Source organism: Amycolatopsis sp. GM8, from assembly GCF_021653975.1.
Lineage (GTDB): Bacteria > Actinomycetota > Actinomycetes > Mycobacteriales > Pseudonocardiaceae > Amycolatopsis_E.
Map to the genome: position 1 here is coordinate 535,258 of NZ_JAJKFK010000001.1, position 25,715 is coordinate 560,972.

Genomic DNA, 25,715 nt, shown 5'->3' on the forward strand with positions numbered 1-25,715 from the left:
GATGAGGGGGCCCAGGGGATCTTGCGTTGGGTGGGTGGTCGGGGTGGGTTGTCAAGACAAAGCCGCACCACCACTACCTCAAATCGAGCGTTCCCGGCCCGCCCAGTAAGGGTCTCGCAGCTTTCGCTTGTACAACTTCCCGTTCGGGTCCCGCGGCAGTTCATCCACATAATCAACCGACTTGGGGAGTTTGAACTTTGCCAGCCGTTCGCGGGCGTATTCAAGCAGCTCCGCCGTCAACTCGTCACTAGGCGACACGCCATCGGCCGGTTGGACGACCGCCTTGATCTCCTCGCCCCAGTCCTCGTGTGGCACGCCGAAAACCGCGATGTCCGCGACCTTCGGGTGCATCACCAGTTCGTTTTCGATCTCGGCCGGATAGATGTTCACCCCGCCCGAGATGATCATGTCGTTCTTACGGTCGTGCAAGAACAAGTATCCATCCTCATCAAGGTAACCGACATCCCCCAGCGTGAACAGATCCCCGTGCCGCGCCTTTTCGGTTTTCGCCTTGTCCTTGTGGTACTCGAAGGTCGAGGTGCCCATTTTCATGTAAACCGCACCAGGCTGGTTCGGCGGCAGCTCGTTCCCGTCATCATCGAGAATCTTCACCGTCGAACCCGGCCACGGTAACCCGACCGAACCCGGTTTACGGAGCCATTCTTGACCACTGATGACGGTCCCACCGCCCTCGGTCGCGGCGTAATAGTCCGTCACGACCGGGCCCCACCATTCGAGCATCCGGCGCTTCACCTCAGGCGGACAAGGCGCCGCACCGTGAATCATGTTCCGCAGCGACGAAAGATCGTAGGCACCGCGCACGTCATCCGGCAGCGCCAGCAGGCGGCGGAACTGCGTCGGCACCATGTGGCTGTGCGTCACCCGGTACCGCTCGATCAGGCGCAGCATCTCCTCCGGGTCCCACCGGTCCATGAGTACCGCGGTGTGCCCGAGCTGGATCGAGATGACCACGAAGTTCAGCACCGCCGTGTGGTAGAGCGGCGAACCGCACAGGTGCACGTGATCGTCGAACGGTTTCAGCCCGAAGATGCCGAAGAACCAGCTCGACGCACCCGGCACGTCATCCGGATCGGTGCCGGTCAGCGGACGGCGGACACCCTTCGGCCGGCCGGTCGTGCCCGACGTGTACAGCATCGGCGAACCGCTCGTGCGCCGCGCCGGGCGGCCCTCGCCACCAGCGCCGAGGTCGCTCACCGGGCGGAAGCCGTCGATCCGCCCGACCGCGAACCGGCCCTCCGCAGACAGTCCCGCCTCGTCCGAGGCGATCACGGCGGTCTCGGCGAACCGCTCGTGTGCCAGGAACGCTTTGGCCCCGCTGTCCGACACGATGTAGGCGATCTCGTGCCCGGTCAGGTGCCAGTTGGCCATCACCACGTACAGCCCGGACTGGATCGCGGCGAAGTAGGCGGCGATCAGCTCGTGGCTGTTCGGCTGCAGGACCACGATCGCGTCCCCGGTCTCCAGCCCCAGCTCCCGCAGCCCCCGCGCGTAGGCATTCGCCTTGTCCACGAGCGCGCCGTAGCTGATCTCGGTGCCGTCCGGGTCGATCACCGCGGTCCGGCCGGGCTCGACCGCCGCGATGCTCCACAGACCGGTCGTGATGCGCGTGTCCGCCGAGGTCGTCATGGGCTCGAATCTAGAACCTGTTCCACCTGCGGGCAAGTGCGCCTTGCCGCTATTTCGAGAACGTGTTTCACTTCTGATCGTGAGTACAGTGCTGTCAGCTCCGCTCGAGGTCGGGTTCGACTACACGCGTTCGCTCGGGCCGGTGCTCGGGCGCTTCGTCAACGGGTTGCGTGAACGCCGCATCGAAGGCGTGCGTGGCGCCGACGGCCGCGTGCACGTCCCGCCCGTCGAATATGACCCAGTGACCGCCGCCCCGTTGACCGAGTTCGTCCCGGTGGCCGACGAGGGGACCGTCGTCTCGTGGTCGTGGATGAGCGAACCCCTGGAGGGACAACCACTTTCCCGCCCGTTCGCGTGGGCACTGATCAAACTGGACGGTGCGGACACGCCGATGCTGCACGCGGTCGACGCCGGCTCCCCCGGCCAGATCCACAGTGGACTGCGCGTCCGCGTCCGGTGGGCCGACGAGCTGGTCGGGCACATCCGTGACATCGCGTACTTCGTGCCCGTCGGCGCACCCGACGGCATCGCGCCCGAGCCACCGCCCGTCGCGAAACGCGAGGAAGGCGCGCCGGTCAGCATCGTGATCACGCCGGTGCACCTGCACTACCAGCACTCGGCGTCGCCCGAAGAAAGCCGGTACCTCAAGGGCCTCGCCGACGGCAAGCTGATCGGCCAGCGCTGCCCGGCGTGCGAGAAGGTCTACATCCCGCCGCGTGGCGCGTGCCCGGTGGACGGCGTGCCGACCGCGGAGGAGATCGAACTGCCCGACACCGGCATCGTGACCACGTTCTGCATCGTCAACGTGCCTTTCCTCGGCCAGCGCATCAAACCGCCGTACGTCGCCGCGTACATCCTGCTCGACGGCGCCGACATCGCGTTCCTGCACCTGGTGCTCGGCTGCGAGGCGTCCGAGGTCCGGATGGGCATGCGGGTGCGCGCCGCGTGGAAACCGCGCGAGGACTGGTGGACGAGCCTGGAGAACATCGACCATTTCGAACCGACCGGCGAACCGGACGCGCCGTACGAGTCCTTCGCCCACCACCTGTGAGGGGTGCTCCGATGTCAGATGTCGCCGTGGTCGGGTTCGCGCAGGCACCCAACGTCCGCCGCACCGAGGGCACCACGAACGGCGTGGAGATGCTGGTGCCCATCTTCGCCGAGGTCTTCGAGCAGACCGGGTTGTCCAAAAAGGACATCGGGTTCTGGTGCTCCGGCTCGTCGGACTACCTCGCGGGCCGGGCGTTCTCGTTCATCTCGGCGGTGGACGCGACCGGCGCGTTCCCGCCGATCCACGAGTCCCATGTCGAGATGGACGCCGCCTGGGCGCTGTACGAGGCCTGGCTGAAGATCCGGATGGGCGAGGTCGACACCGCGCTGGTCTACGGGTTCGGCAAGTCCTCGGCCGGGCAGCTGCGCCGCGTGCTGGCCCTGCAGCTCGACCCGTACCTGGTCGCCCCGCTGTGGCCGGACTCGGTCAGCATCGCCGCGATCCAGGCGCGGCTCGGCCTGGATTCCGGCCTGTGGAGCGAAAAGGACCTCGCGGAGGTCGCCGCGCGCAACCGCGGAGTGGACGTCGAGGGTCTGCTCGACGCCCAGTATCTCGCGGATCCGTTGCGCGCACACGATGTCGCGCCGATCACCGACGGCGCCGCCGTGATCATCCTGGCGTCCGCCGAGCGGGCCAAGGAGTTCGCCGCGCGGCCCGCGTTGATCACGGGGATCGAGCACCGGGTCGACACGCCGGTCCTCGGCGCCCGCGACCTCACCCGTGCCCTGTCGGCGGAAGCGGCCGCGCGGGCGGCCGGCGCGGACGGCGTCGAGGTCGCGGAACTGCACGCGCCGTTCACGCACCAGGAGCTGATCCTGCGCTCGGCGCTCGGACTCGGCGACCAGGTGCGGGTGAACCCGTCGGGCGGCGCGCTGGCCGCGAACCCGATGTTCGCGGCGGGGCTGGCCCGGATCGGCGAGGCCGCGAGGGAGATCTTCGCCGGGCACGCCAATCGGGTGCTCGCCCACGCGACGAGTGGGCCGGCGCTGCAACAGAACCTCGTCGCGGTCATGGAAGGACTCGACTGAATGGGCAAGCAACTCGCCGCGGTGCTCGGCACCGGGCAGACCCACCACCGGGCCAAGCGGACCGACGTGTCGATGCCCGGCCTGCTGCGCGAGGCGATCGACCGCGCGATGGAGGACGCTCGCGTCGAGTGGCCGGACATCGACGCGGTGGTGGTCGGCAAGGCACCCGACCTGTTCGAGGGCGTCATGATGCCGGAGCTGTTCCTCGCCGATTCCCTTGGCGCGACGGGGAAACCGTTGCTGCGCGTGCATACCGCCGGTTCCGTCGGGGGATCGACGGCGCTCGTCGCGGCATCGCTCGTGCAGGCCGGGGTGCACCGCCGGGTGCTGACGGTCGCGTACGAGAAGCAGTCGGAGTCGAACGCGATGTGGGCGCTGTCGATCATGCCCCCGTTCCAGATGCCGGTCGGCGCCGGCGCGGGCGGGTACTTCGCGCCGCACGTGCGCTCGTACATCCGCCGTTCCGGGGCGCCGGACCACATCGGCGCGATCGTGGCGGCGAAGGACCGGCGCAACGGCGCGCTGAACCCGTTCGCGCACCTCAAGCAGAGCGATATCACGGTCGAGTCGGTGCAGGCGTCACAGATGCTGTGGGACCCGATCCGGTACGACGAGACCTGTCCGTCCTCGGACGGGGCGTGCGCGATGGTGATCGGCGACGAGGCCGCGGGCGACGCCGTTTCCGGTGGTGCGGGGTGGATCCACGCGACGGCGATGCGCACCGAGCCGACCACGTTCTCAGGCCGCGACCAGGTGAACCCGCAGGCGGGCCGCGACGCGGCGGCGGCGCTCTGGCGCGAGGCCGGGATCACCGACCCACTGTCGCAAGTGGACACTGCGGAGATCTACGTGCCGTTCTCGTGGTTCGAGCCGATGTGGCTGGAGAACCTCGGTTTCATGCCCGAGGGCGAGGGGTGGAAGCTGACCGAAGCGGGTGAGACGGCACTGGGCGGACGGCTGCCGATCAACGCGTCCGGCGGCGTCCTGTCGTCGAATCCCATTGGCGCGTCAGGGATGCTGCGGTTCTCGGAGGCGGCGAAGCAGGTGATGGGCCGCGCTGGCGACTACCAGGTCGACGGCGCCCGCATCGCACTCGGGCACGCGTACGGCGGCGGTTCCCAGTACTTCTCGATGTGGGTAGTCGGTTCTTCGAAGCCGTAAGACAAAAGGAGCCCTCCCCAGCCGGGGAGGGCTCCTTTTTCGGCGTCCGGTTCAGGAATAGGCGACCTGGTAGTGCTTGATACCGTTGAGCCAGCCCGAGCGCAGGCGCTTCGGCTGCTCGATCTCGCGGATCCCGGGCATTTCGTCGGCGATGGCGTTGAAGATCAGGTCGATCTCCAGCCGCGCGAGGTTGGCACCGATACAGTAGTGCGAACCGGTACCGCCGAAGCCGACGTGTGGGTTGTCCTCACGGAACACGTCGAATTTCTCCGGCTGGTCGAACACCTCCGGGTCGAAGTTCGCCGAGCTGTAGAACAGGCCCACCCGATCGCCGCGCTTGATCCGCTGGCCGCTCAGCTCGGTGTCGGCCATCGCGGTGCGCTGGAACGCCACGACGGGCGTCGCCCAGCGGACGATCTCGTCGGGCGCGGTCTTGGGCCGCTGTTCCTTGTACAGCTCCCACTGGTCCGGGTGGTCAAGGAACGCCTTCATCCCGTGCGTGATCGCGTTGCGCGTGGTTTCGTTGCCCGCCACGGAAAGCAGGATGACGAAGAAGCCGAACTCCTCCGAGGCCAGCGCCTCGCCGTCGACATCGGCGTGGATGAGCTTGGTGACGATGTCGTCCATCGGGCACCGGCGGCGGTCCTCGGCCATGTTCCAGGCGTAGCCGACCAGCTCGGCCGACGCGGCGAGCGGTTCGACCTGGTACTCCGGGTCGTCGTAGCCGATCATCTGGTTGGACCACTGGAAGATCTTGCTGCGGTCCTCCTGCGGGATGCCGATCAGCTCGGCGATCGCCTGCAGCGGCAGCTCGCACGCGACGTCCTGGACGAAGTCGCCGGAGCCCTTCCGCTTGGCCTCGTGCACGATCCGCGCGGCGCGCTCGCGCAAGGTGTCTTCGAGCTTGTTGATCGCGCGCGGGGTGAAGCCCTTGGAGACGATCCGGCGCAGCTTCGTGTGCTGCGGCGCGTCCATGTTGAGCAGCACCAGCCGGTTCGCGTCCATGTTCTCCTGCGTCATGGTGTCGTCGAACCGGATGATCGCCAGCTTCTCGTGGGACGAGAACAGCTCGCTGTCGCGTGAGACGGCCTTGACGTCCTCCAAGCGCGTCACGACCCAGAAACCGTCATCGCCGAAGCCGGCCAGGTTGTGCGGCTGGGCATTCCACCACACCGGTGCCGTCCGCCGCAGCTCCGCGAACTCCTCCAATGGGAGTCGTTCGGCGTACAGATCGGGGTCGGTGAAGTCGAACCCGGTAGGGATGATCGGTGTTACCACGGCTACCTCCCGAGGTGCCACATCGTCGTGGAACACGTTCTAGGGAAGATTGAAGCATACGGTGTTAACCAAAGATAGATCCTTGGTGATACCTGTTTACTTTTTCGATTAGGATCTTGAAATCCCTGGTCGGAGGTTCCTCCGGTACGAGTGATCAAAAACTCGCCGACCTGCGGGTGGCTTGCCTCACAGTGAAACCTGTTCTACTTTGAAGTCAGCCGAGAGCCGATTTCCGACAAAGGAGACCCACGTGGGCGAACCCGTCATCGTCGAGGCCGTGCGGACCCCGATCGGCAAGCGGCGCGGCTGGCTGTCCGGTCTGCACGCGGCCGAACTGCTGGGCGCCGCGCAGGTGGCACTGCTCGAACGGGCCGAGGTCGATCCGGCGCTCGTCGAGCAGGTGATCGGCGGCTGCGTCACGCAGGCAGGCGAGCAGTCCAGCAACGTGACGCGCACGGCGTGGCTGCACGCCGGGCTCCCGCAGTGGACGGGCGCGACGTCGATCGACGCGCAGTGCGGGTCCGCGCAGCAGGCCACCCACCTGATCGCCGGGCTCATCGCCGCGGACGCGATCGACGTCGGCATCGCCTGCGGGGTCGAGGCGATGAGCCGCGTGCCGCTGGGCGCGAACCGCGGTGTGGACGTCGGACAGCCGCGGCCGGATTCGTGGTCGGTCGACATGCCGAACCAATACGGGGCCGCCGAACGGATCGCGGTCAACCGCGGTCTCACCCGCGAAGACGTCGACCGGTTCGGTGTCGCGTCCCAGACGAAGGCCGCGGCAGCCTGGGCCGATGGCCGTTTCGACCGCGAGATCGTCCCGGTCAAGGCGCCCGTGCTCGACGAGAACGGCACACCGACCGGCGAAACCCGTTTGGTGGCCCAGGATCAGGGGCTGCGCGACACCACACTCGAGGGCCTGGCGCGACTCAAACCCGTCGTCGATGGCGGCGTGCACACCGCGGGCACATCGTCACAGATCTCCGACGGCGCCGCGGCCGTGCTGCTCATGGATGCCGCGCGCGCCCGTGAACTCGGCCTGCGGCCGCGTGCCCGGATCCGCGCGCAGGCACTGATCGGCGCCGAGCCGTACTACCACCTGGACGGTCCGATCAAGGCAACCGAACGGGTGCTCGCGCGCGCCGGCATGACGATCGGCGACCCCGACCTGTTCGAGGTCAATGAGGCGTTCGCGTCCGTTGTCCTTTCCTGGCAACAGGTTCACCAGCCCGACCCGGACCGGGTGAACGTGAACGGTGGCGCGATCGCGCTCGGGCATCCGGTCGGCAGCACCGGCGCGCGGCTGATCACGACCGCGCTGCACGAGCTCGAACGCGGCGACGCGAGCACGGCGCTGGTCACCATGTGCGCGGGTGGCGCGCTGTCCACCGGCACGATCCTGGAACGGATCTAGGGTCGCTACTGGGCCTTCGCGGCGTCGTAACGGGCGCGGGCCTCGGCGACTTCAGGGACCTTGCCCTCGACGAACTCGATGAGAGCCTGCAGCTTCGCGGCGACCTCGATGCCGCTGGGCGTCAAGCTGTACTCGACCCGCGGCGGGATCGTCGGCTGGGCCTCGCGGTGCACGAAACCATCGCGTTCGAGGGCCTGCAGCGTTTGCGCCAGCATCTTCTCGCTCACGCCGTCGACCTTGCGCCGCAACGCATTGAACCGGAACGGGCCCTCGGCGAGCGCGGCGAGCGCGAGCGTGCCCCAGCGTCCGGTGATGTGCTCCAGGATGCCGCGTGACGAGCAGGCGCGGGCGAACACGTCCGCGACCAGCTCATCGATCTCAAGCACCTCACCGCTCATGCCTCTCACGGTACCTGGTGGAGGTCGGCGCGCACTGTGATCGCACTAACTCTTGGTTGGCACTTTCTCTGAGTTAGTACAAACTCAGAGCTGGTACAACCAACCGAGGGAGAACCGCATGATCGTCGTCACCGGAGCCACCGGGCAGCTGGGCCGTCTCGTCGTCGAAGGCCTGAAGACGAAGCTGCCGGCCGACCAGATCGTCGCCGCCGTCCGGAACCCCGCGAAGGCCGCCGACCTGGGCGTCACCGTCCGGCAGGCCGACTACAACGAGCCGGAGACGCTGACCGCCGCCCTCGAAGGCGCGGACAAGGTGCTGCTGATCTCTGGGACAGAGCTCGGCCGTCGGGTGGCGCAGCACGAGGCGGTCGTCGAAGCGGCGCGGAAGGCCGGGGCCCACATCGTGTACACGAGCGCGCCGAAGGCCCACGACACGGCGCTCATCCTGGCGCCCGAGCACAAGGCGACCGAGGAGATCATCCGCGAGTCCGGGCTGCCGTTCACGTTGCTGCGCAATGGTTGGTACCACGAGAACTACGAGGAGACCGTGCGGGAGGCGGCGCAGACCGGTGAGTTCATCGGCAGTGCTGGCGAAGGCAGGACGTCCAGCGCTTCGCGTGCGGACTTCGCGGACGCGGCTGTCGCCGTGCTCACCGGCGACGGGCATCAGAACAAGGTTTACGAGCTGTCCGGTGACACCGCCTGGACGCGCGCCGAGCTTGCCGCCACGATCGCCGAGGCGGCCGGAAAGCCCGTCACCTACGCCGATCTCACGCCCGAGCAGCACCAGGCGGCGCTCGTCGAGGCCGGCCTGCCGGAGGGTGCGGCGCAGTTCACCGTCGCGCTCGACGGGAACACCAAGGACGGACTGCTCGGCGAGACCAGCGGTGAACTGCGGGCGCTGATCGGCCGCCCCACCACGCCGATCTCGGACTACGTGGCGCGGGTCGTCAAGTCGGCCTGACGCGTGGGCGGTGGGTAACACCGCCGACACGCTGTGCTTGACTGCGGCAATGCACACCGAGGACGGCACCTGCGCGGTCGAGGACGCCGAACTGCACGTGCGGCGTCTCGGCGACGGGCCGCCACTGCTGATCATCGCCGGCGGCATCGGTGCGGCGGGCAGCTACGAGACTCTGGCCGGGTTGCTCGCCGAGCAGTACACGGTGCTGTTGTACGACCGCCGCGGGCATTTCCGGAGTGCCGACCGCACCGAAGGCCCGATTCCGGTGGAGCGGCACGCCGACGACGCGCGCGCGGTGATCCAGCATTTCGGGTTCGGCCAGGCGCTGGTGTTCGGCAGCAGCGCGGGCGCGCAGATCGGACTGGCGCTCGCCGCGGGATATCCCGAAACCGTGGGCGGGCTCGTCGCGCACGAGCCGCCCGCGGTGCGACTGCTGCCCGATGCCGACGAGTGGCTGGAGTTCGCCGCCGAACAGGTCGCGCGCACCGAGGGCGGTGACCTGATGACGGCGTTCAAAGGGTTTCTCGGGTCCATCGCGGGCGCCGGGCTGCCGACGGTCGGCACGGTCCGGCTGTCCAACGAAGCCGAGTGGCGTGTCCTGTTCACGCGCGAGCTGGCCCGGTTCTACGAATACCTGCCCGACATCGAGGCATTGCGGCGATCACAGGTGCCGATCGTGCTGGCCGCCGGGGAAGGCAGCCGGGGCTACTACCACTACCGCCCGGCCCGGGTCCTCGCGCTCGAACTGGGCCTGCCGTTCGTGGAAATGCCGGGCGCGCACCTCGCGCCGCAACGCAACGCCGCCGACTTCGCGACCGCGTTGTCGGAGCTGCTCAGGGATCTCGTGCTCTAGCGCTGCCGGATCAGGACTGCCGGATCAAAGCCGCCGGATCACCCGGCACGGGTTGCCCGCCGCGAACACGCGCGACGGCAGATCCCTTGTCACCACACTGCCCGCACCGACCACAGTGTTGTCCCCAACGGTCACTCCTGGGCACACGATCACGCCGCCACCGAACCAGACGTTGTTCCCGATCGTGATCGGCGCGGCCGTTTCCCAGCGCTGCCGGCGCATTTCGTGGTCCTCCATGGGATGCAGCGCGGTGAGCAGTTGAGCCCGCGGCCCGATGGACACGTCGTCGCCGATACGGATAGGGGCGCAATCCATCAGGATGGCGTCGTAGTTGAGGAAGCTGTTGGCGCCGATGTCGATCAGGTAGCCATAATCACACTGGAAACGCGGCATGATCCACGAACCCGCACCGAGCCCGCCGAGCAGTGTGCGCAACACCTGTTCGCGCTGCTCGGCGGGGCAGGCGTTGAGCTCGTCGCAAAGCTGCTGGGCCTGGCGGCGGTCTGCGACGAGCTCAGGATCGTTGTCCCGATACAGCTCTCCACGCAGCATGCGCTCTTTGTGCTCGCCCATCGGCCCAAAGTAGCGCGTCCAGTACTCGCAAAGGGCTGTACTCTGGAGTAAGGCGATCGGCGCCTTCCTCCCCAGTTTCGCGCCGGTCGCGGCTCCGGCGCACACTCCCCCTCGGGCGCCGGGGCATACGGCCCCCGGGCCGCGTCCTCCTCCCCCAGTTCGACGCGCCCGGGGGTCCCTCCATGTCAGTCCATTGTGGACCCGATGAGGCGGTTCCCGTCCCGCCAGACCTGCCGGATGTTGCCGGGCAGCGCGGCGAAGTCGTACACGTCGCCGGAAGCCAGCACCAGGTCCGCCCGGTAGCCGGGCGCCAGTTTGCCCAGCTCCCCGCCATAACCGAGCAGGTCCGCCGAGGATGACGTCGTCGCGGCCAGGACCTGGGCCGGGGTCAGCCCACAGCTTTGCATCAGCGCGAGCTCCGCGAGGTTCTCGCCGTGCGGGCCCACGCCCGAATCGGTGCCCATCGCGATCCGCACCCCCGCGTCGACCGCCCGGCGCACGGACGCCGCATGCACTTCGGCGACTTCTTCCGCTTTGCGCACCATTTCCGCAGGTAGCGCGGCGCCTGCCTGCGCCGCGCGGATCACGGCCAGTGGTGCGACCAGTGTCGGCACCAGCCAGGTGCGGTGCTCCAGCATCAGCTCGATCGCCTCGTCGTCCAGGAAGATGCCGTGCTCAATCGAGCGGATCCCTGCCCGCACAGCGTTTTTGATGCCCTCGGCACCTTGCGCGTGCGCCATCACATACCGGCCGCGCATGCTGGCCTCGGCGACGAGAACATCGAGTTCCGCTGGGGTGAACTGGGAATGCCGCGGATCGTCACCGGGTGAGAGCACCCCGCCGGTTGTACAGACCTTCAGTACTTCCGCGCCGGCTCGCAGCAACGTCCGGGCAACGCGGCGCATCTCGTCGGGCCCGTCGGCGATCGCGGCGGGGCGGCCGGGATGGGGAATCCAGTGGCTGACGCACTGGCCCGAGGGCATCCAGCCGTCGCTGTGACCGCCGGTCTGGCTGATCACGTTGACCGAGATCTGCATCCGCGGCCCGGGAATCAGGCCGTCCGCGACCGCGCGGCGCATGCCGAGATCCGCGCCGCCCGCGTCCCGCACGGTCGTGATGCCCTGGGCGAGCGTCCGCCACAGGTTTCGCGCCGCCTCGTAGAACTGGTACGAAAACGGCATCTGCAGGCCGCGAAGCAGGTCGACCCCGGACATCACGACATGCACGTGACAGTCGAAGAACCCGGGCAGCACGGTCAATCCGGTGCAGTCGACAGCCACGTCACCGTCGAGCCCGGTGCCGATCTCGACGATCCGCCCGTCCTGCACCACCACGTCACCGGCGGCACGATCGCTTCCCGTGCCGTCGAAAACCTGTCCGCCCTTGAACAGGATTCTGCTCACGCACTCACCGTCTCTCGTTCCGGCGTGCGGGCACCCGCACGCTCGATCAGCGCCACGACCGGCGGCGCCCCAGCCAGCAGCACCGCGGCCGCGCAGCACCGCGATCTTCGCCGCGACCGCGCCGCTCACCGTGCCTTGTTCTTGAGCCCGTGAGGGGTCTCAGGGTGCGAGCCGCCGCACCGCGAGTTCGGCCAGCAGGGTGGCGGCGTCGGCGACCACGCTGTCGTCGAACGCCGCCCGGGGAGAGTGGTTGTAGGCGGTGGTATCAGGGTCCTCGGCGAAGGTCGCGCCGAGGAACACAAACGCGCCGGGGACACGGTCGAGTACCCGGGAGAAGTCCTCCGAGCCGGTCGATGGGCTGGCCAGCGGCAGGAAGCGCTCCTCGCCGAAGACCTCGCGCACGGTCTCGGCGGCGAACTCGTGGCTCGAGGTGTCGTTGACGGTGACGGGATACTCCTCCGTATAGCGGACTTCCGCCTCGAGCCCGTGCGACGCGGCGATCTCACGACACAGCCGCACGGTGAGTTCTGCGGCCCTTTCCCTTGCCTCGGCGGAGAAACTGCGGACCGTCGCTTCGAAGTACGCGTCGTCGGGGATGATGTTGCGCCGGGTGCCGGCGTGGAAGACCCCGACGGTGATCACGACCGGGTCGAACACGTCGAACCGCCGCGTGGCCAGTGTCTGCAGCGCGGTCACCATCTCCGCCGCGACGGGCACCGGGTCGAGCGCCTGGAACGGCCGCGAGCCGTGCCCGCCGGCGCCGACGACCCGCACATGCAGCCCGTCGGACGCGGCCATCAGTGGTCCGGGGCGCGAGCTGAACTTGCCGTTGGGCACGATCGACGACAGGACGTGGATACCGAACGCCGCGTCGACGGGCCGCCCGGCGGCGTCGAGCACGCCTTCGTCGATCATGTGTCCCGCGCCGTTCCAGCCTTCCTCGCCGGGCTGGAACATGAACACCACGTCCCCGGCGAGCCGTTCGCGATGCTGGGACAGCAGCCGTGCCGCGCCAACGAGCCCGGCGGTGTGCAGGTCGTGGCCGCAGGCATGCATCATCCCGTCGTGCCGCGACGTGTACTCCGCGCCGGTCTGCTCGGTGACTGGCAACGCGTCCATGTCCCCGCGCAGCAGCACGACATCGCCGTCGCCGCCCTGGCCGCGCAACACCGCGGTCACCGATGTGACGTCCTTCCCGGTGGAGATCTCCAGCGGCAACCCGTCGAGCGCCTCGAGGACCTTCTCCTGCGTCCGCGGCAGCCGCAGGCCGACTTCGGGAATCTGGTGCAGGTCCCGGCGCAGCCGCACCAGGTCGTCCGCCAGCGCTGCCGCGTCCTTCCGCAGGTCCATCGGTCTCCTCCCCTACGCTTGGTCTCGATGCGAAGATTCCGTCATCGAACCACAGCTGAGGCGAGGAATCGATCATGCTGCCCGCGACCGACCTCAGTCTGGTGACGCTTTGCAGATCGCCCCACGTGTGCCTCGGCCTTTCGTCGGCGCACGTTCGCCATCGCCGGGGTAGCCGCAGCCTGACGCTGGAAACAGCCGCCCAGGGCAAGGCCCGGCTGTCGGCCCATCCAGCGGCAGGGTCGCCCTGGTGAGCGGTGCCATCCGCCGCGCCGCGAGACGGCGAGGTCGCTGCCTCCCACGTCGGTGACGATCACGCGGTGGCTCCGCGTGCCGCCGGATCGGCTCGACTCCGCGCCGCACTCTCTACCGACTTGACCCCGCACTCTCCCGATTTCGCGTCGCGCTCCGGGCTTCACGGCCCGCTCCCTTCCGACTTCGCGTCGCGCTCCCTCGCGACGCTGCCGGAGGTCCAGATGTGCGCGGCCGACAGCGGCTCGGCAACCTGCTCGTGGTCGGCCGGGTACGCGGCCCGGTGGAGTCGGTGGCGATGGAGAGCTCACGATCACCAAGCTGCCGTCGGTCGACATCATCGACCGCTCAGTCACCATCCACACGGTCGAGCTGATGGGCGCGGTCCCTGACGAGTTGGGCTACGCCCGGCCGCACGTCCACTCGACTTCTGGGCACCGGTCCTGCCCAGAGTCACAGCCGACCACCCCTTCTCACGTAACGAACTGTGCGGCCATCGGAGATCTCGCCGAACCGTGCTGTGGTGAGCGGCAGCCCTGCACTCAATCGCGCGTGTCGACCGCCTCGATGGACGCACCACAATGGCTTCCAGCATTTGCCGCGGCCCGGGCCCGGTCTGCGCTCTCGTGGCGCACAGTGCCGGACAGTTCATCCCGCTGAGCGGCCTCCGCGATCGGCGTACCAGGCGCGGACGTCACGCGCCCAGCCGCCGTCGCGAAAAGCCTGGTGCTCAAAGGCTTTCCCGACCATCACCGCAGAGGTGATCAGGCTCCACGGCGGGATCGCCATCCGGTGGGAGTACAAAGCCCACTGGTCCCTCACACGAGCACACGGCACCGCACACCTCTTCGGTCAAGCACACCACCACCTTTCCCACATCGTCCTGGATATCATCTGAAGAATTTTCGAATTTTCCAGCCGGTTCCCCTTTCATTGATGTTCAACCGCGGTGAATTGCTCGACCGGTCGCCTCACCGCGGACCCAGCCCGGTCATTCCGGCAGCGGCCAGCACGTCGGGCACCGAACACGGCCTGATGTCGGTGCGACGGGCACACACGCGGCACCACACTCGGCGAGACCGAACACCCGCCCCCGCGCGCGCAGACGGGAAGCGTTGCAGGGCCTCACTTTGTGCACGAGATGCTGCGAGAACACACCGGGCCAGACGAGCTCAGACTCCGCGTACGCGGGCGCCGTGTCCACCGGAATACCGTGGCATTCCTGGCGGCCCGCAGTCGTTCTTCGTGCGGGCTCTCGCGCCACGACGCGCCGGACGGCGCCCGCCACGAGTCGTCCGGACCACGGTGCCGGCAGCTTTGGACATCACAGGCTCCTCCACTCAGGATGATAGAATTCGTTGATATGCCAGGATTTTTGGCGATGATCGCCGGGAACCACACCACCGGCACGCCACCACTGTAATCGAACGGACGTTCCTGCGCATCCCGAAAATTGGGTGTTTACGAATCTCGCCGGAACCGCTACCGTCAAACAGAGCCAGTCGTCGGGGCCAACCCAGTCGAACAGTCCGCCAAGGTCTGCGCGCAAGGGTTTGGTTGCGGTGTAACGGCCTTGGTAGAACAGAAGCGGACGACCGGCCGTGGGTTCGCCAAGCGCCGTTACCCGGCCGACAGCCACGAAATGGTCACCCGCCTCGTGCACCGCTTCCAGCTCGCAGTCAATCCAGGTCAGCGCACCGGCCAGGATGGGCGAGCCAGAAGGGCCGGCAGTCCAGTCCACGGAGCCGAACTTGTCGGCGCCGCGGGCACCGAAGGCCACGCACACCTCGCGTTGCTCCTCGGCAGGGACGTTGACCGCGAACCGGCCGGCGCGCCGGATCACCGGCCAGGTCCTGGAATGCTTGCCGGGGCAGAACAAGACCAGCGGTGGGTCGAGGGACAACGCGGCGAACGACTGGCAGGCAAAGCCGGCGGGACTCACGTCGTCGTGCGTGGTCACCACCGGCGATGCCGGTGCAGAAATGGCCGAGCACGGTCCGGAAGCGGGACTGGTCGACCACCTCAACGGTCACTGCATGCCCACGCTGAAGTCGTGACCCCAGAGGCTGACCGCCGTGCTTTCGCGTGCAACCCAGCGGTCGTCGTCGACCTGGCGGCCTTCACAACCGAATTCCACATCGAACCCACCAGGAGTCTTCATGTAGAACGAAAGCATCAGATCGTTGACGTGCCGGCCCAACGTCGCCGACATGGGCACCTTCCGGCGCTTCGCGCGATCCAGGCACAACCCCACATCGTCGGTGTTCTCGACCTCGACCATCAGGTGCACGATGCCACTGGGCGTCGGCATCGGCAGGAACGCCAGGCTGTGGTGACGCGGGTTGCAGCCGAAGAAGCGCAGCCACGCGGGCGGTCCGTCAGCAGGACGGCCGACCATCTGCGGCGGCAGGCGCATCGAGTCGCGTAGCCGGAAGCCGAGGACGTCGCGATAGAAGCGCAGGGCGGCGGCATCGTCGTGAGTGGACAGCACGACGTGACCCAGACCTTGTTCCTCAGTGACGAAACGGTGTCCGTACGGGCTCACCACGCGACGGTGTTCCAGAGCCACGCCGTGGAAAACCTCGAGTGTGTTGCCCGAAGGATCGTCGAACGTGATCAATTCGGCGACCCGGCGATCAGCGAGTTGCTCCGCCGTGCCCTCCTTGTACGGCACGCCGTGCGACTCCAGGCTCGCCCGCACCTCGTCCAGTTCGGCGGCGTTGGCGACCTCCCAGCCCGCCTGGGCGAGCCGGTCGGCATCGCCGGGAACGATCACCAGACGTGCCGGAAAATCGTCCATGCGGAGGTACAGGGCCGCGGGGTCGGCGCCTTTTCCCTCGACCATGCCCAGAACCTTGAGCCCGTACTCCCGCCACTTGTCCATGTCCGTGGCTTCGATCCGGAGGTACCCCAATGACCTGACACCCATCATCAGCTCCCGAGGAAATCGAGGGTCAGCCGATTGAACTCGTCGAACTTCTCGAGCTGCGCCCAGTGTCCACATTGGCCGAACACGTGCAGTTGCGCGCGCGGGATCATCTTCAGCGCGACAAGGGCTCCGTCGAGTGGGTTCACCCGGTCCTCTCGGCCCCAGATCAGGAGCACACGTTGACGCAGGCGATGCGCTTCCCGCCAGAGCATGCCCTGCTCGAACGTGTCCGGGTGCATGAACGACGCGCCCATGGCGCGCATGGCGGCCAGTGACTCCGGAGTGCTGGCCGCGGCAAACCGCTCATTGACAATTTCATCAGTGATCAGCGACTGGTCGTGCACCATCACGCGCAGGAAGGCTTCCAGCTTTTCCTTGCTGGGGCCCGGCGGAGCCGCGAACCGGCCGAGGTTCTTGACCCCCTCGGTCGGGTCCGGCGCGAACACGTTCACGCTGAGACCACCCGGGCCCATGAGCACGAGCCGGCCTGCTCGGGCCGGGTGGTCCAGCGCGAGCCGGACCGCGGTTCCACCGCCGAGCGAGTTCCCGACGAGGTGGGCCTTCTCGATACCGAGCCGGTCCAGCAAGCCGACCACCGCCTGCGCGCTGTGTGTGAAGTACTGGGGGTGCTCGGTCGGCTTGTCGGACCGGCCGAACCCGGGTTGGTCGACGGCGATCGTCCGGTATGTCTTGGCGAACACCGGGATGTTGCGTGCGAAGTTGCTCCAGGCGGAGGCGCCGGGTCCGCCGCCGTGCAGCAGGATCACCGTCTCCGGGTGCTCGACGCCGGCCTCGTGATAATGCAGTCGCAGTCCGTCGCGAACCTCGATGTACTTGCCCTCGGTCATCGTCACACCATCGCGTTCTCGACGGGCAGACCGAACTCGCCGGTGCCGAACATCGTGTAGGCACGTTCGGGATCGTTCGCGGCGTGCACCCGCCCCGCGTGCGCGTCGCGCCAGAAGCGTTGGATCGGCGTCCCCACTTTGAGTGCTCGTCCGCCCGAGTTCTCGAAGAGCCGGTCCACGGCGGCGATCGCGCGCTCGGTGCCGCGGACCTGGTCCCGGCGGACCCGCAACCGGGTGGAGAACGGCAACTTGTCGCCCCGGCGGGCAAACTGGTACAGCTCGTCGATGTTGTGGGTCAGCTGCAGCCACGCGGCATCGATCTCGCTGGCCGCCTCGGCGATCCGCACCTTGGCGAAAGAGTCCTCTTTGGACTGTTCGCCGGCGTAGGCAGCCCGGACGCGCCGGCGCTGGTGCTCGACGTGAGCGTCGTAGGCACCTTGTGCCATGCCGATGATCGGCGCGGTGATCGTCGACGGGTGCACCGAACCGTACGGAAGCCGGTACAGCGGGCCGGGATTGACGTCCTGGCCGGGGGTCTTGCATTTCGACGTCAGCCGGAAGCTCAGCGTGCGGTGCTGGGGAACGAACACGTCCTCGACGAGAATGTCGTTGCTTCCTGTGCCGCGCAGGCCGACCGTGTCCCACACATCAATGATCTTGTAGTCCGCAATCGGAAGGAGGTACGTACAGAAGTCCACCGGCTTGCCGTCCGCGAACGCGGGCGCGCCGAGCAGCACCCAGGTGGCGTGGTCGCAGCCGGACGAGAAGCTCCAGCGTCCGGATAGGCGGTACCCACCGTCCACGACGGTCGCCTTGCCCATCGGCGCGTAGGACGACGAGATGCGCGTGTCGAAATCCTCGCTCCACACGTCTTCCTGCGCCTGCGGCTCGAACAGTGCGAGGTGCCAGGGATGCACGCCGAGGATCGAAGCGACCCAGCCGGTCGAACCGCAGGCGCTCGCGATCATCTTGACCGCGGTGTAGAACGTCACGGGATCGGCTTCGTAACCGCCGTAGGTCTTGGGCTGCAGGAGCTTGAAGAATCCCGTCTCCTGCAACGATTTGATCGACTCGTCGGGAATGCGCCGGCCGTCCTCGGTCTCCTGGGCCCGCTCCCGCAGCACCGGCAGGAGTTCAGCGACTCCGGCGATCACTCCGTGCGTGTCCTGCTCGCTCATCGGCGTTGCCCCGTCCTCATCAGACCTGCGATCTCGTCGCCAAGACTAGAACACGTTCTCGTTTTTGTCACTGCGCACCACCGAGCTGCCCGCTCGTCGGCCTGAGAAAACACAATCCGCCAATGACAGCCCGCTCACGTAGGACCTGGAACAGATTCCTACCGCGGAACGTCCAGCGGCGTAGAGACCCGGGATCGGCTCGCCGTTTTCGGCGCGCACCTGGCCGGTGCGCTCGTCGACGACGAGACCGCCGAGCGTGAGCATCGCGCACGGAAAGCTCAGGCTGGGCTTGATCGAGATGTCCAGCAGCGAGAACGGTGGTGTGCGGAGGGGTTGCACGTACTCGCCCGGTTTTCCCGCCGGATCCGCGGCACCGGCGGCAGCCGCCTCGTTGTAGGCGTCGACGGTGGCCTGGAGCCCGTCCGGATCCAGCCCGACCCGCTTCGCCACCTCGGCCGGCGACGAGCCTGTCACGCGGCCGCGGCTCAGCACATAGGCGGCTTGAAGCCATTGGAACCACTGGGCTTCCTTGCGGGCGGTCCGCTTCGCAGTGGCGACGATCTCGTCGTCGACCAGCAACCAGCCCTTGGCCTCATGGTGCTGGATCAACGCCTCCCCGACGGCCGCGCCGTAGCGGGACTCGTCGATGACGCGTGTCCCGTTGCGGTCGACGATCAAGCCCCTGATGAAGACGCTCGGCGGCGTGACGAAACGCCACGCGGTCACCCGGTCCAGGAAGGCCGTGGCCCCACCCGCACCGACGCCCAACCGGATACCCGAGCCATCATCGGCCGAAGTGCCCAGGGCGAGGCCGCCACGATAGGCAGGGGCGTGCTCCCGGACCATCGCCCGGTTCGCGATGAAGCCGCCTGCCGAGATCACCACCCCACGGCGGGCGGTCAACTCTTCCTCGCGCGCGTAACGTCGCTCCAACCTTTCCGCTTGGCGCGACAACGCTTTCCTTATCGCGGGTACGTAGATTCCGGGCTTCGCCGAATAACGCCCGAGCACCCGGTGCGCCCGCCGGACCCACGTGGGCGCGTCGCGCAGTGTCCGCACCCGCACGCCGGTGACGGCACCCGCGTCGTCCGTAATCAGTTCGGTCGCTCGCGTGCCGGGCAGCACCTGCACGCCCCGGCGGCGAACGGCGTCGGCCAGGCGCGCGAACAGCAGCTTGCCCGACGTGCCCGGCCCGTGCACCCGGTGCCCGCGCGCGGCGGGCTTCGCGACCTCGCGAAATCCGCCCGCCGTCTCGCTGCCCGAGTGGTACAGGTAGTAGTCGTCGTTCGGGTACGACGTCTTGTAGGGACACAGGCTGCCCGCGAACGGGACGCCGTTGTCCTGCAGCCAGCCGACCATGTCCACACTGCCGGTGCAGAACCGGCGCAGCGTCTCTTCGGACACCGCGTCGCCGACCTCGAGCCGGAGGTAGTCGTACATCGCGTCGACGGAGTCGTCGACGCCGGCGGCTCGCTGCTGTTCGGTGCCGCCGCCCGCGTAGACGACGCCACCACTCAGCGCACTCGCACCACCCCCGGCGAACCGGTCGAGCACGAGCACCGACGCGCCCGCATCGGCGGCCTCGATCGCCGCACACGCGCCGGCGGCGCCGAACCCGATCACAACGACATCCACTGGTGCACCCACCCGGCTCACCCTAGAACTGAAACACGTTCTCGTCTATGGTGACGATGGAGGCTTCGAGCAGGCACGCGTTCGAATGTAACGCGTTTCATTCCGGAGGTGACATGACCGGCGAACGCGGCGAACACGACGGTGACTTCGACGTCGTCGTCGTGGGGAGCGGGGCGGCCGGGATGACGGCCGCGCTCGCGGCGGCGAAGCGCGGGCTGCGGGTGGTCGTCCTTGAGAAGGGCGCGAAGTTCGGCGGGTCGACAGCGCGGTCCGGCGGCGGCGTCTGGATCCCGAACAACGAAGCCCTGCCCGATCACGGCGACACACCGGAAGCGGCCCGCGCCTACCTCGAAGCCATCGTCGGGGACGTGGTGCCGGCCGAGCTGCGAGAGGCCTTCCTCCAGCACGGGCCGGAGGTCGTCGCCCTCATCCAGCGGGAAACACCGCTGCGCTTCCAGTGGGTGCCCGGCTACTCCGACTACCACCCCGAGGCTCCCGGCGGGCGGGCCGCCGGCCGCTCCGTCGAGCCCAAGCCCCTGGACGGGCACATCCTCGGAGAGGAGCTCGCCAACCTCGAACCGCCCTACAGCGCATCTCCCCTGGGCGTACCGATCACGCAGGCCGACTACCGCTGGCTGAGCCTGATCGCGCGACACCCCCGGGGCGTCCTCCGCATGCTCGGCCTCGGCGCGCGCTGGCTCACCGGCCGCGTGACCGGCAAACAACTCCTTGCCATGGGACAGGCGCTCGCGGCGGGCCTGCGCGCCGGGCTCCAGCAGGCCGGGGTCACCGTCCGCCTGGACACCCCGCTCGTCGACCTCGTCACCGAGAACGACCGCGTCACCGGTGTGCTCACCACGAACGGCGAAGTCATCCACGCGGCGCGTGGGGTGATCCTCGCGGCCGGCGGCTTCGAGCAGAACGAGGAGATGCGCACCAAATACCAGCGCCAGCCGATCGGCACCGCCTGGACCGTCGGCGCCGCGGCCAACACCGGCGACGCGATCACGGCCGGGATGAAGCTCGGGGCCGCGGTCGACCTGATGGACGACGCGTGGTGGGGACCGACGATCCCGCTCACCGGCGGCCCCTGGTTCGCCCTCGCCGAGCGGTCACGGCCCGGTTGTCTGATGGTCGATGGCCGCGCCGAACGGTTCGTCAACGAGTCCGCGCCGTACGTCGAGGCCGTGCACGCCATGTACGGACCCGGTGATGGACCGGGCGAGCACATCCCGACCTGGCTGGTCTTCGACCAGCGCTACCGCAACCGCTACATGTTCACCGGCATCGGCCCCCGCCAGCCGCTGCCGGGGCGGTGGTTCAAGGCCGGGATCGCCGCGAAGGCCGGCACTCTCGGCCAACTCGCCGAACGCATCGGGCTGCCGGCGCAGGCACTCGAAAACACCGTCAGCCGCTTCAACGACTACGCGCGCAAGGGCGTCGACGAGGACTTCCAGCGCGGCCAGAGCGCGTACGACCACTACTACGGCGACCCGCTCAACCGCCCGAACCCCAGCCTCGGCCCACTGGACAAGCCGCCGTACTACGCGATCAAGATCGTGCCCGGCGACCTGGGCACGAAGGGCGGCCTGCGCATCGATACCCACGCTCGCGTGCTGCGCGAGGACAGCTCGGTGATCGCGGGTCTCTACGCCGCCGGGAACACGAGCGCGGCGGTCATGGGGCACACCTACGCCGGCCCGGGCGCGACGATCGGGCCCGCGATGGTCTTCGGCTACCTTGCGGCCACCCATCTGGCCGCCCAGAATCGCACCGGAGGTCGACGATGACTGAAGTCCGCACCATCGACGCGGGGGCTCCCCCGGAGCGCTTCGCCCGTGGCTGGCACTGCCTCGGGCTGGCAGACTCCTTCAAGGACGGCAAACCGCACGCTGTCAACGCTTTCGGCACGAAGCTCGTGGTGTTCCAGGACCAGGACGGCAAGCTCAACGTGCTCGACGGCTACTGCCGGCACATGGGCGGGGACCTGACCCAGGGCACCGTCAAGGGCAACGAGATCGCCTGCCCGTTCCACGACTGGCGCTGGGGCGGCAACGGCAAATGCGTCTCGATTCCTTACGCCAAAAGGGTTCCGCTGCGCGCTCGGACCCGTGCGTGGCTCGCCCTCGAGGAGAACAAGCAGCTGTTCGTCTGGCACGATCCGCAGGGCAACCCGCCGCCGGAGGACATCGTGATCCCGCGCATCGACGGGATCTTCAGCGGCGAGTGGAGCAACTGGACCTGGGACTCGGTGCTGATCGAGGGCTCGAACTGCCGCGAGATCATCGACAACATGGTCGACATGGCCCACTTCTTCTACATCCACTACGCGTTCCCGACCTACTTCAAGAACGTGTTCGAGGGCCATATCGCAACCCAGTACCTCAACACCAAGGGCCGTCCCGACATGGGCATGGCGTCGAACTACGGCGGCGAGGACAACCTGCTCCACTCGGAGGCGTCGTACTTCGGCCCCTCCTACATGATCAACAAGCTGGTCAACACGTTCAAGGGCTACGAGATCGAGAACGTGCTGATCAACTGCCACTACCCGGTCACGCCGAACTCGTTCGTACTGCAGTGGGGCGTGAGCGTGAAGAAGCTCCCCGGCGTCAACGACGAGCAGGCGGACAGGATCGCGGGGAAGTTCGCCAAGAGCATCGGTGTCGGGTTCCTGCAGGACGTCGAGATCTGGAAGAACAAGAGCCGCGTCGACAACCCGTTGCTGTGCGAGGAAGACGGGCCGGTGTATCAGCTGCGCCGCTGGTACGACCAGTTCTATGTGGACGTCGACGACATCACCGAGGACATGACCCGCCGCTTCGAGTTCGAAGTGGACACGACGAAGGCGAACGAGGCGTGGGCACGGGAGGTGGCCGAGAACCTGGCGCGGCAGCAGGAAGAGGTGCCGACGTGACGACCACCGAGCGCACCGAGTTCCTCACCGGTGGCCTGCGCCCGCACGTCTGTACGACCTGCGGAACCTGCGTGCTCGTCAAGAAAAACAGCTGGAAGCACACCAGCATCCAGTGGACCACCGACGCGGCCGGCAGCTGCCCGGTGTTCGCCGAGCAGGTCGCGGCTGGGGAGAGCACGGCGCTGCTCGACACGTGCGAGAAGCTGACGGTGAGTATCGCGGAATCGGTGCGTGACGGGGAGTTCGGGATACTGGATGCCTGAGGTCCACACGCTCACCGTCGCCGAAGTGATCGCCGAAACCGGCGACGCGCATTCGGTGGTGTTCGAGCTGAGCCCCGATCAGATCGAGGCTTTCCGTTACCGCCCAGGGCAATTCCTCACACTGCGGATCGGGACGGCGGCGCGGTGCTACTCGCTCGCGAGCGCGCCGCACGAGGGCTCCCGGCTGAAGGTCACGGTGAAACGCACCGAGGGTGGCTACGGCTCGAACTGGATCTGCGACAACATCCGGGCCGGCTCCACAGTGGACGTACTCGTCCCGGCCGGGATCTTCACGCCCGCCGACTTCGACGAGGACCTGCTGCTGTTCGCCGGCGGCAGTGGCATCACGCCGGTCATGTCGATCCTGAAGACCGCCCTGCGGCAGGGAAACGGGCGGATCGTCCTGATCTACGCCAACCGCGACGAGCGTTCGGTGATCTTCGGCGCCGAACTGTCCACATTAGTCAAAGAGTACTCGGATCGGCTCGTCGTCCTGCACTGGCTCGAATCCGTGCAAGGACTGCCCAGCGAAGCACAGCTGGGCGCGCTGGCCCGGCCGTTCGCCGGATTCGAGGCCTTCCTGTGCGGTCCGGCACCGTTCATGGCCGCGGCCAAGCAGGCGCTCGAGGGTCTCGGGTGGGGAAGAAAGCGCATTCACCTCGAGAAGTTCGTCTCGCTCGGCGGCAATCCGTTCGAGACCGAACCGTCCGAACCGGACACCGGGGAAACCACCGAACTGCACGTCGATCTGGACGGCAAGCAGCACGAACTCACTTGGCCGCGTCAGCGCAAGCTCCTCGACTTCCTGCTGGACAAAGGTTTGGAGGCGCCGTACTCCTGTCGCGAGGGCCAGTGCAGCGCCTGCGCCTGCCGGATCGTCTCGGGCGAGGTCAAGATGCTGAACAACGAGATCCTGGACTCCGAGGACATCGCGGAGGGCATCGTGCTGGCCTGTCAGTCGGTGCCGCTGACCGACGAAGTGTCGGTGACCTACGAATAGGAGCGCGCGTGCCCATCGACCCCGAGCTCGCCATCGGTGCCGACCTCGGCGAGGTGGCCTTCGCCTGGACGTCGTCCGACGTCCTGCTCTACCACCTGGCGCTCGGCGCCGGCGCAAACCCGACCGACCCGAAGGAACTGCGTTACGCCTACGAGCGAGACCTGCGCGTGCTACCCACGTTCGCGACCGTCGCGGCGGACCTGCACACCGTCGATCCCCCCACGGTGAGCATGCCCGGCATCGAGATCGACCTGGCCAAGGTCGTGCACGGCACGCAGGCCGTCACGGTGCACCGGCCGATCCCGATCGAGGCGAAGGCCGTGGCCCGGACCCACGTCGTCGACGTCCAGGACAAGGGCAGGGCCGCCGTCATCCTCAAGGAGACCGTGGTGCACGACACCAACGGAAGTCCACTATGGACAGCGCAGTTGAGCATCTTCGCACGCGGCGAGGGTGGTTTCGGCGGCCACCGCGGCAGCTCGGACAAGGTGGAGGTACCGGAGCGCGAGCCCGACGCGACGATCGTCACTCCGACCTTGCCGCAGCAGGCGCTGCTGTACCGGCTGTGCGGCGACCGGAACCCCTTGCACGCCGACCCGGAGTTCGCCCGGGCCGCCGGTTTCGACGTGCCGATCCTGCACGGCCTGTGCACCTACGGCATGGTCGCGAAGGCCGTGACGGACGCGCTCCTCGACGCCGACGTCACGCGGGTGAAGTCGTTCTCGGCGCGGTTCGCGGGCGTCGTGCTGCCGGGCGAGACGCTGCGAACCCAGGTGTGGCAGGAGGATTCACGCCTGTTCGTCCGGTCGTCCTCGGTGGAACGCGACGCACCGGTGCTCACGGACGCGGTCCTCACCACGGTGTGATCCCCGCAACGAGCATGTACGCCATGCCCAGGCCCATCGCGGAACGGTAGATCGGCCGGGCGGTCAGTACCTCCCGCACGGGTGCGCGGTGCACCACCCGGATCGCCTTGAAACCGGAGCGTGCCGCGTCGACAGCGAAGTAGCCGATCGCGATGACGGCGAGCACGGGCCAGGCGAGCCGGCCGGACATGTCGGACATCACGAGCCACGGACCGTGGTCCATGCCCTGTCGCGGCATCGCGGTGATCATGTACAGCATCGCGGCGGCGCAGACCGTGTGGTGCACCGCGCAGCAGCGGCGGCCTCGCAGCGACGCGACGAAGAACCAGCCTGCCATCAGGACGAGCACGGCCTGCCAGCCCGCCGCCGGGATCGGTCCGCCGAGCGGCGAGACCATCGCGACCATGGCCACGACCGTCAGCACCTCGGCGAGGTCCATCTGCCGAATGTCGGGGTCGTGCACCTCCAGCCGTACCAGCCGGTACACACTCGGCACGGCCAGGAGCGCGAAGAGCACGGTGAGGCTCCACGCGACGGCGTCCGGAATGTGCATGTGACCACCGTTGCCGACGGTCCCGGGATCGAGCTAGGGGTCAACCAGGTGAAATGGGTCGCACCCGGTGCACGAACGTTGAACTCGGCGTGCCGAACGACGGACTCGGCGCCGCGAGCGTCGAACTCGGCGTCCTGAACGTAGGACTCGACCTCCC

The 25,715-nt window shown here is 67.9% G+C and carries 22 protein-coding genes and 1 pseudogene; 11 read left to right on the forward strand and 12 right to left on the reverse strand.

Annotation, left to right across the window (positions count from 1 at the left end; genetic code table 11):
• Positions 1 to 78: 78 nt before the first annotated feature.
• The gene (locus LOZ83_RS02595) at positions 79 to 1,647 is read right to left on the reverse strand and encodes an acyl-CoA synthetase (RefSeq protein WP_236788384.1); all 1,569 of its coding nucleotides are present in this window, start codon (positions 1,645 to 1,647) and stop codon (positions 79 to 81) included.
• A gap of 79 nt (positions 1,648 to 1,726) precedes the next feature.
• Here LOZ83_RS02595 and LOZ83_RS02600 point away from each other — a divergent pair, with 79 nt between their 5' ends.
• Genes LOZ83_RS02600 through LOZ83_RS02610 form a run of 3 tightly spaced genes read left to right on the forward strand, consistent with a single transcriptional unit; the run spans position 1,727 to position 4,887 of the window.
• A complete protein-coding gene (locus LOZ83_RS02600) occupies positions 1,727 to 2,698 on the forward strand; it encodes a Zn-ribbon domain-containing OB-fold protein (protein WP_374202611.1) in 972 nt (323 codons plus the stop codon).
• Between the two features lie 11 nt (positions 2,699 to 2,709).
• Positions 2,710 to 3,726: a thiolase domain-containing protein gene (locus tag LOZ83_RS02605; RefSeq protein ID WP_236788386.1), complete on the forward strand. Its 1,017-nt coding sequence runs from the start codon at positions 2,710 to 2,712 to the stop codon at positions 3,724 to 3,726.
• Positions 3,727 to 4,887, forward strand: a complete 1,161-nt coding sequence (locus LOZ83_RS02610) for a thiolase domain-containing protein (RefSeq protein WP_236788389.1) — start codon at positions 3,727 to 3,729, stop codon at positions 4,885 to 4,887.
• 51 nt (positions 4,888 to 4,938) lie between these two features.
• Here LOZ83_RS02610 and LOZ83_RS02615 read toward each other — a convergent pair whose 3' ends face one another.
• Complete coding sequence (locus LOZ83_RS02615; protein ID WP_236788390.1) at positions 4,939 to 6,165, reverse strand: cytochrome P450; 1,227 nt, start codon at positions 6,163 to 6,165, stop codon at positions 4,939 to 4,941.
• A 250-nt stretch (positions 6,166 to 6,415) separates the two neighbouring features.
• Here LOZ83_RS02615 and LOZ83_RS02620 point away from each other — a divergent pair, with 250 nt between their 5' ends.
• Positions 6,416 to 7,579 (forward strand): steroid 3-ketoacyl-CoA thiolase, encoded by a 1,164-nt coding sequence (locus LOZ83_RS02620; RefSeq protein WP_236788392.1) that lies wholly within the window; start codon positions 6,416 to 6,418, stop codon positions 7,577 to 7,579.
• Between the two features lie 5 nt (positions 7,580 to 7,584).
• Here LOZ83_RS02620 and LOZ83_RS02625 read toward each other — a convergent pair whose 3' ends face one another.
• Complete coding sequence (locus tag LOZ83_RS02625; protein WP_236788394.1) at positions 7,585 to 7,977, reverse strand: helix-turn-helix domain-containing protein; 393 nt, start codon at positions 7,975 to 7,977, stop codon at positions 7,585 to 7,587.
• Between the two features lie 118 nt (positions 7,978 to 8,095).
• Between LOZ83_RS02625 and LOZ83_RS02630 the strand changes: the two genes are divergently transcribed.
• Together LOZ83_RS02630 and LOZ83_RS02635 are read left to right on the forward strand one after the other, a co-directional pair.
• Positions 8,096 to 8,941 (forward strand): SDR family oxidoreductase, encoded by an 846-nt coding sequence (locus LOZ83_RS02630; protein ID WP_236788396.1) that lies wholly within the window; start codon positions 8,096 to 8,098, stop codon positions 8,939 to 8,941.
• A 49-nt stretch (positions 8,942 to 8,990) separates the two neighbouring features.
• Complete coding sequence (locus tag LOZ83_RS02635; protein ID WP_236788403.1) at positions 8,991 to 9,794, forward strand: alpha/beta fold hydrolase; 804 nt, start codon at positions 8,991 to 8,993, stop codon at positions 9,792 to 9,794.
• A 24-nt stretch (positions 9,795 to 9,818) separates the two neighbouring features.
• Here LOZ83_RS02635 and LOZ83_RS02640 read toward each other — a convergent pair whose 3' ends face one another.
• The 8 genes and pseudogenes from LOZ83_RS02640 to LOZ83_RS02680 form a co-directional block, all read right to left on the reverse strand.
• Positions 9,819 to 10,367 carry a sugar O-acetyltransferase gene (locus LOZ83_RS02640; RefSeq protein WP_236789413.1) on the reverse strand — a complete coding sequence of 183 codons (549 nt, stop codon included), beginning with the start codon at positions 10,365 to 10,367 and terminating at the stop codon, positions 9,819 to 9,821.
• A 185-nt stretch (positions 10,368 to 10,552) separates the two neighbouring features.
• Positions 10,553 to 11,770, reverse strand: a complete 1,218-nt coding sequence (locus LOZ83_RS02645) for an amidohydrolase family protein (RefSeq protein WP_236788405.1) — start codon at positions 11,768 to 11,770, stop codon at positions 10,553 to 10,555.
• Positions 11,771 to 11,929: 159 nt separating this feature from the next.
• Positions 11,930 to 13,120 carry a M20 family metallopeptidase gene (locus tag LOZ83_RS02650; RefSeq protein ID WP_236788407.1) on the reverse strand — a complete coding sequence of 397 codons (1,191 nt, stop codon included), beginning with the start codon at positions 13,118 to 13,120 and terminating at the stop codon, positions 11,930 to 11,932.
• A 1,744-nt stretch (positions 13,121 to 14,864) separates the two neighbouring features.
• Positions 14,865 to 15,402 (reverse strand): annotated as a pseudogene (gene hsaB / locus LOZ83_RS02660) (3-hydroxy-9,10-secoandrosta-1,3,5(10)-triene-9,17-dione monooxygenase reductase subunit); the annotation flags it as partial.
• Positions 15,399 to 16,298, reverse strand: coding sequence for an iron-dependent extradiol dioxygenase HsaC (gene hsaC / locus LOZ83_RS02665; protein WP_236789414.1), 900 nt, complete (start codon positions 16,296 to 16,298; stop codon positions 15,399 to 15,401). The pseudogene hsaB and the gene hsaC, both read right to left, overlap by 4 nt.
• A 2-nt stretch (positions 16,299 to 16,300) precedes the next feature.
• The gene (hsaD, locus tag LOZ83_RS02670) at positions 16,301 to 17,146 is read right to left on the reverse strand and encodes a 4,5:9,10-diseco-3-hydroxy-5,9,17-trioxoandrosta-1(10),2-diene-4-oate hydrolase (protein ID WP_236788409.1); all 846 of its coding nucleotides are present in this window, start codon (positions 17,144 to 17,146) and stop codon (positions 16,301 to 16,303) included.
• A gap of 2 nt (positions 17,147 to 17,148) precedes the next feature.
• Positions 17,149 to 18,324, reverse strand: coding sequence for a 3-hydroxy-9,10-secoandrosta-1,3,5(10)-triene-9,17-dione monooxygenase oxygenase subunit (gene hsaA / locus LOZ83_RS02675; protein WP_236788411.1), 1,176 nt, complete (start codon positions 18,322 to 18,324; stop codon positions 17,149 to 17,151).
• A 45-nt stretch (positions 18,325 to 18,369) separates the two neighbouring features.
• On the reverse strand, positions 18,370 to 19,980 hold the full coding sequence (locus LOZ83_RS02680; RefSeq protein ID WP_236788412.1) for an FAD-binding protein: 1,611 nt from the start codon (positions 19,978 to 19,980) through the stop codon (positions 18,370 to 18,372).
• 92 nt (positions 19,981 to 20,072) lie between these two features.
• Between LOZ83_RS02680 and kstD the strand changes: the two genes are divergently transcribed.
• Genes kstD through LOZ83_RS02705 form a run of 5 tightly spaced genes read left to right on the forward strand, consistent with a single transcriptional unit; the run spans position 20,073 to position 25,005 of the window.
• Complete coding sequence (gene kstD, locus LOZ83_RS02685) at positions 20,073 to 21,749, forward strand: 3-oxosteroid 1-dehydrogenase (RefSeq protein WP_236788413.1); 1,677 nt, start codon at positions 20,073 to 20,075, stop codon at positions 21,747 to 21,749.
• Complete coding sequence (locus LOZ83_RS02690; protein ID WP_236788414.1) at positions 21,746 to 22,876, forward strand: Rieske 2Fe-2S domain-containing protein; 1,131 nt, start codon at positions 21,746 to 21,748, stop codon at positions 22,874 to 22,876. The genes kstD and LOZ83_RS02690 overlap by 4 nt, the downstream gene beginning before the upstream one ends.
• The gene (locus LOZ83_RS02695; RefSeq protein WP_236788415.1) at positions 22,873 to 23,139 is read left to right on the forward strand and encodes a hypothetical protein; all 267 of its coding nucleotides are present in this window, start codon (positions 22,873 to 22,875) and stop codon (positions 23,137 to 23,139) included. Before LOZ83_RS02690 ends, LOZ83_RS02695 begins: the two co-directional genes overlap by 4 nt.
• A complete protein-coding gene (locus LOZ83_RS02700) occupies positions 23,132 to 24,139 on the forward strand; it encodes a ferredoxin--NADP reductase (protein WP_236788416.1) in 1,008 nt (335 codons plus the stop codon). The genes LOZ83_RS02695 and LOZ83_RS02700 overlap by 8 nt, the downstream gene beginning before the upstream one ends.
• Before the next feature lie 8 nt (positions 24,140 to 24,147).
• Entirely contained in the window at positions 24,148 to 25,005 is an 858-nt protein-coding gene (locus tag LOZ83_RS02705) for a MaoC/PaaZ C-terminal domain-containing protein (protein ID WP_236788423.1), read from the forward strand.
• On the opposite strand, the gene LOZ83_RS02710 is transcribed toward LOZ83_RS02705, so the two are convergent.
• Positions 24,992 to 25,558, reverse strand: coding sequence for a DUF5134 domain-containing protein (locus LOZ83_RS02710; RefSeq protein ID WP_236788426.1), 567 nt, complete (start codon positions 25,556 to 25,558; stop codon positions 24,992 to 24,994). The two genes, LOZ83_RS02705 and LOZ83_RS02710, sit on opposite strands and share 14 nt — an antisense overlap.
• Positions 25,559 to 25,715 lie beyond the last annotated feature (157 nt).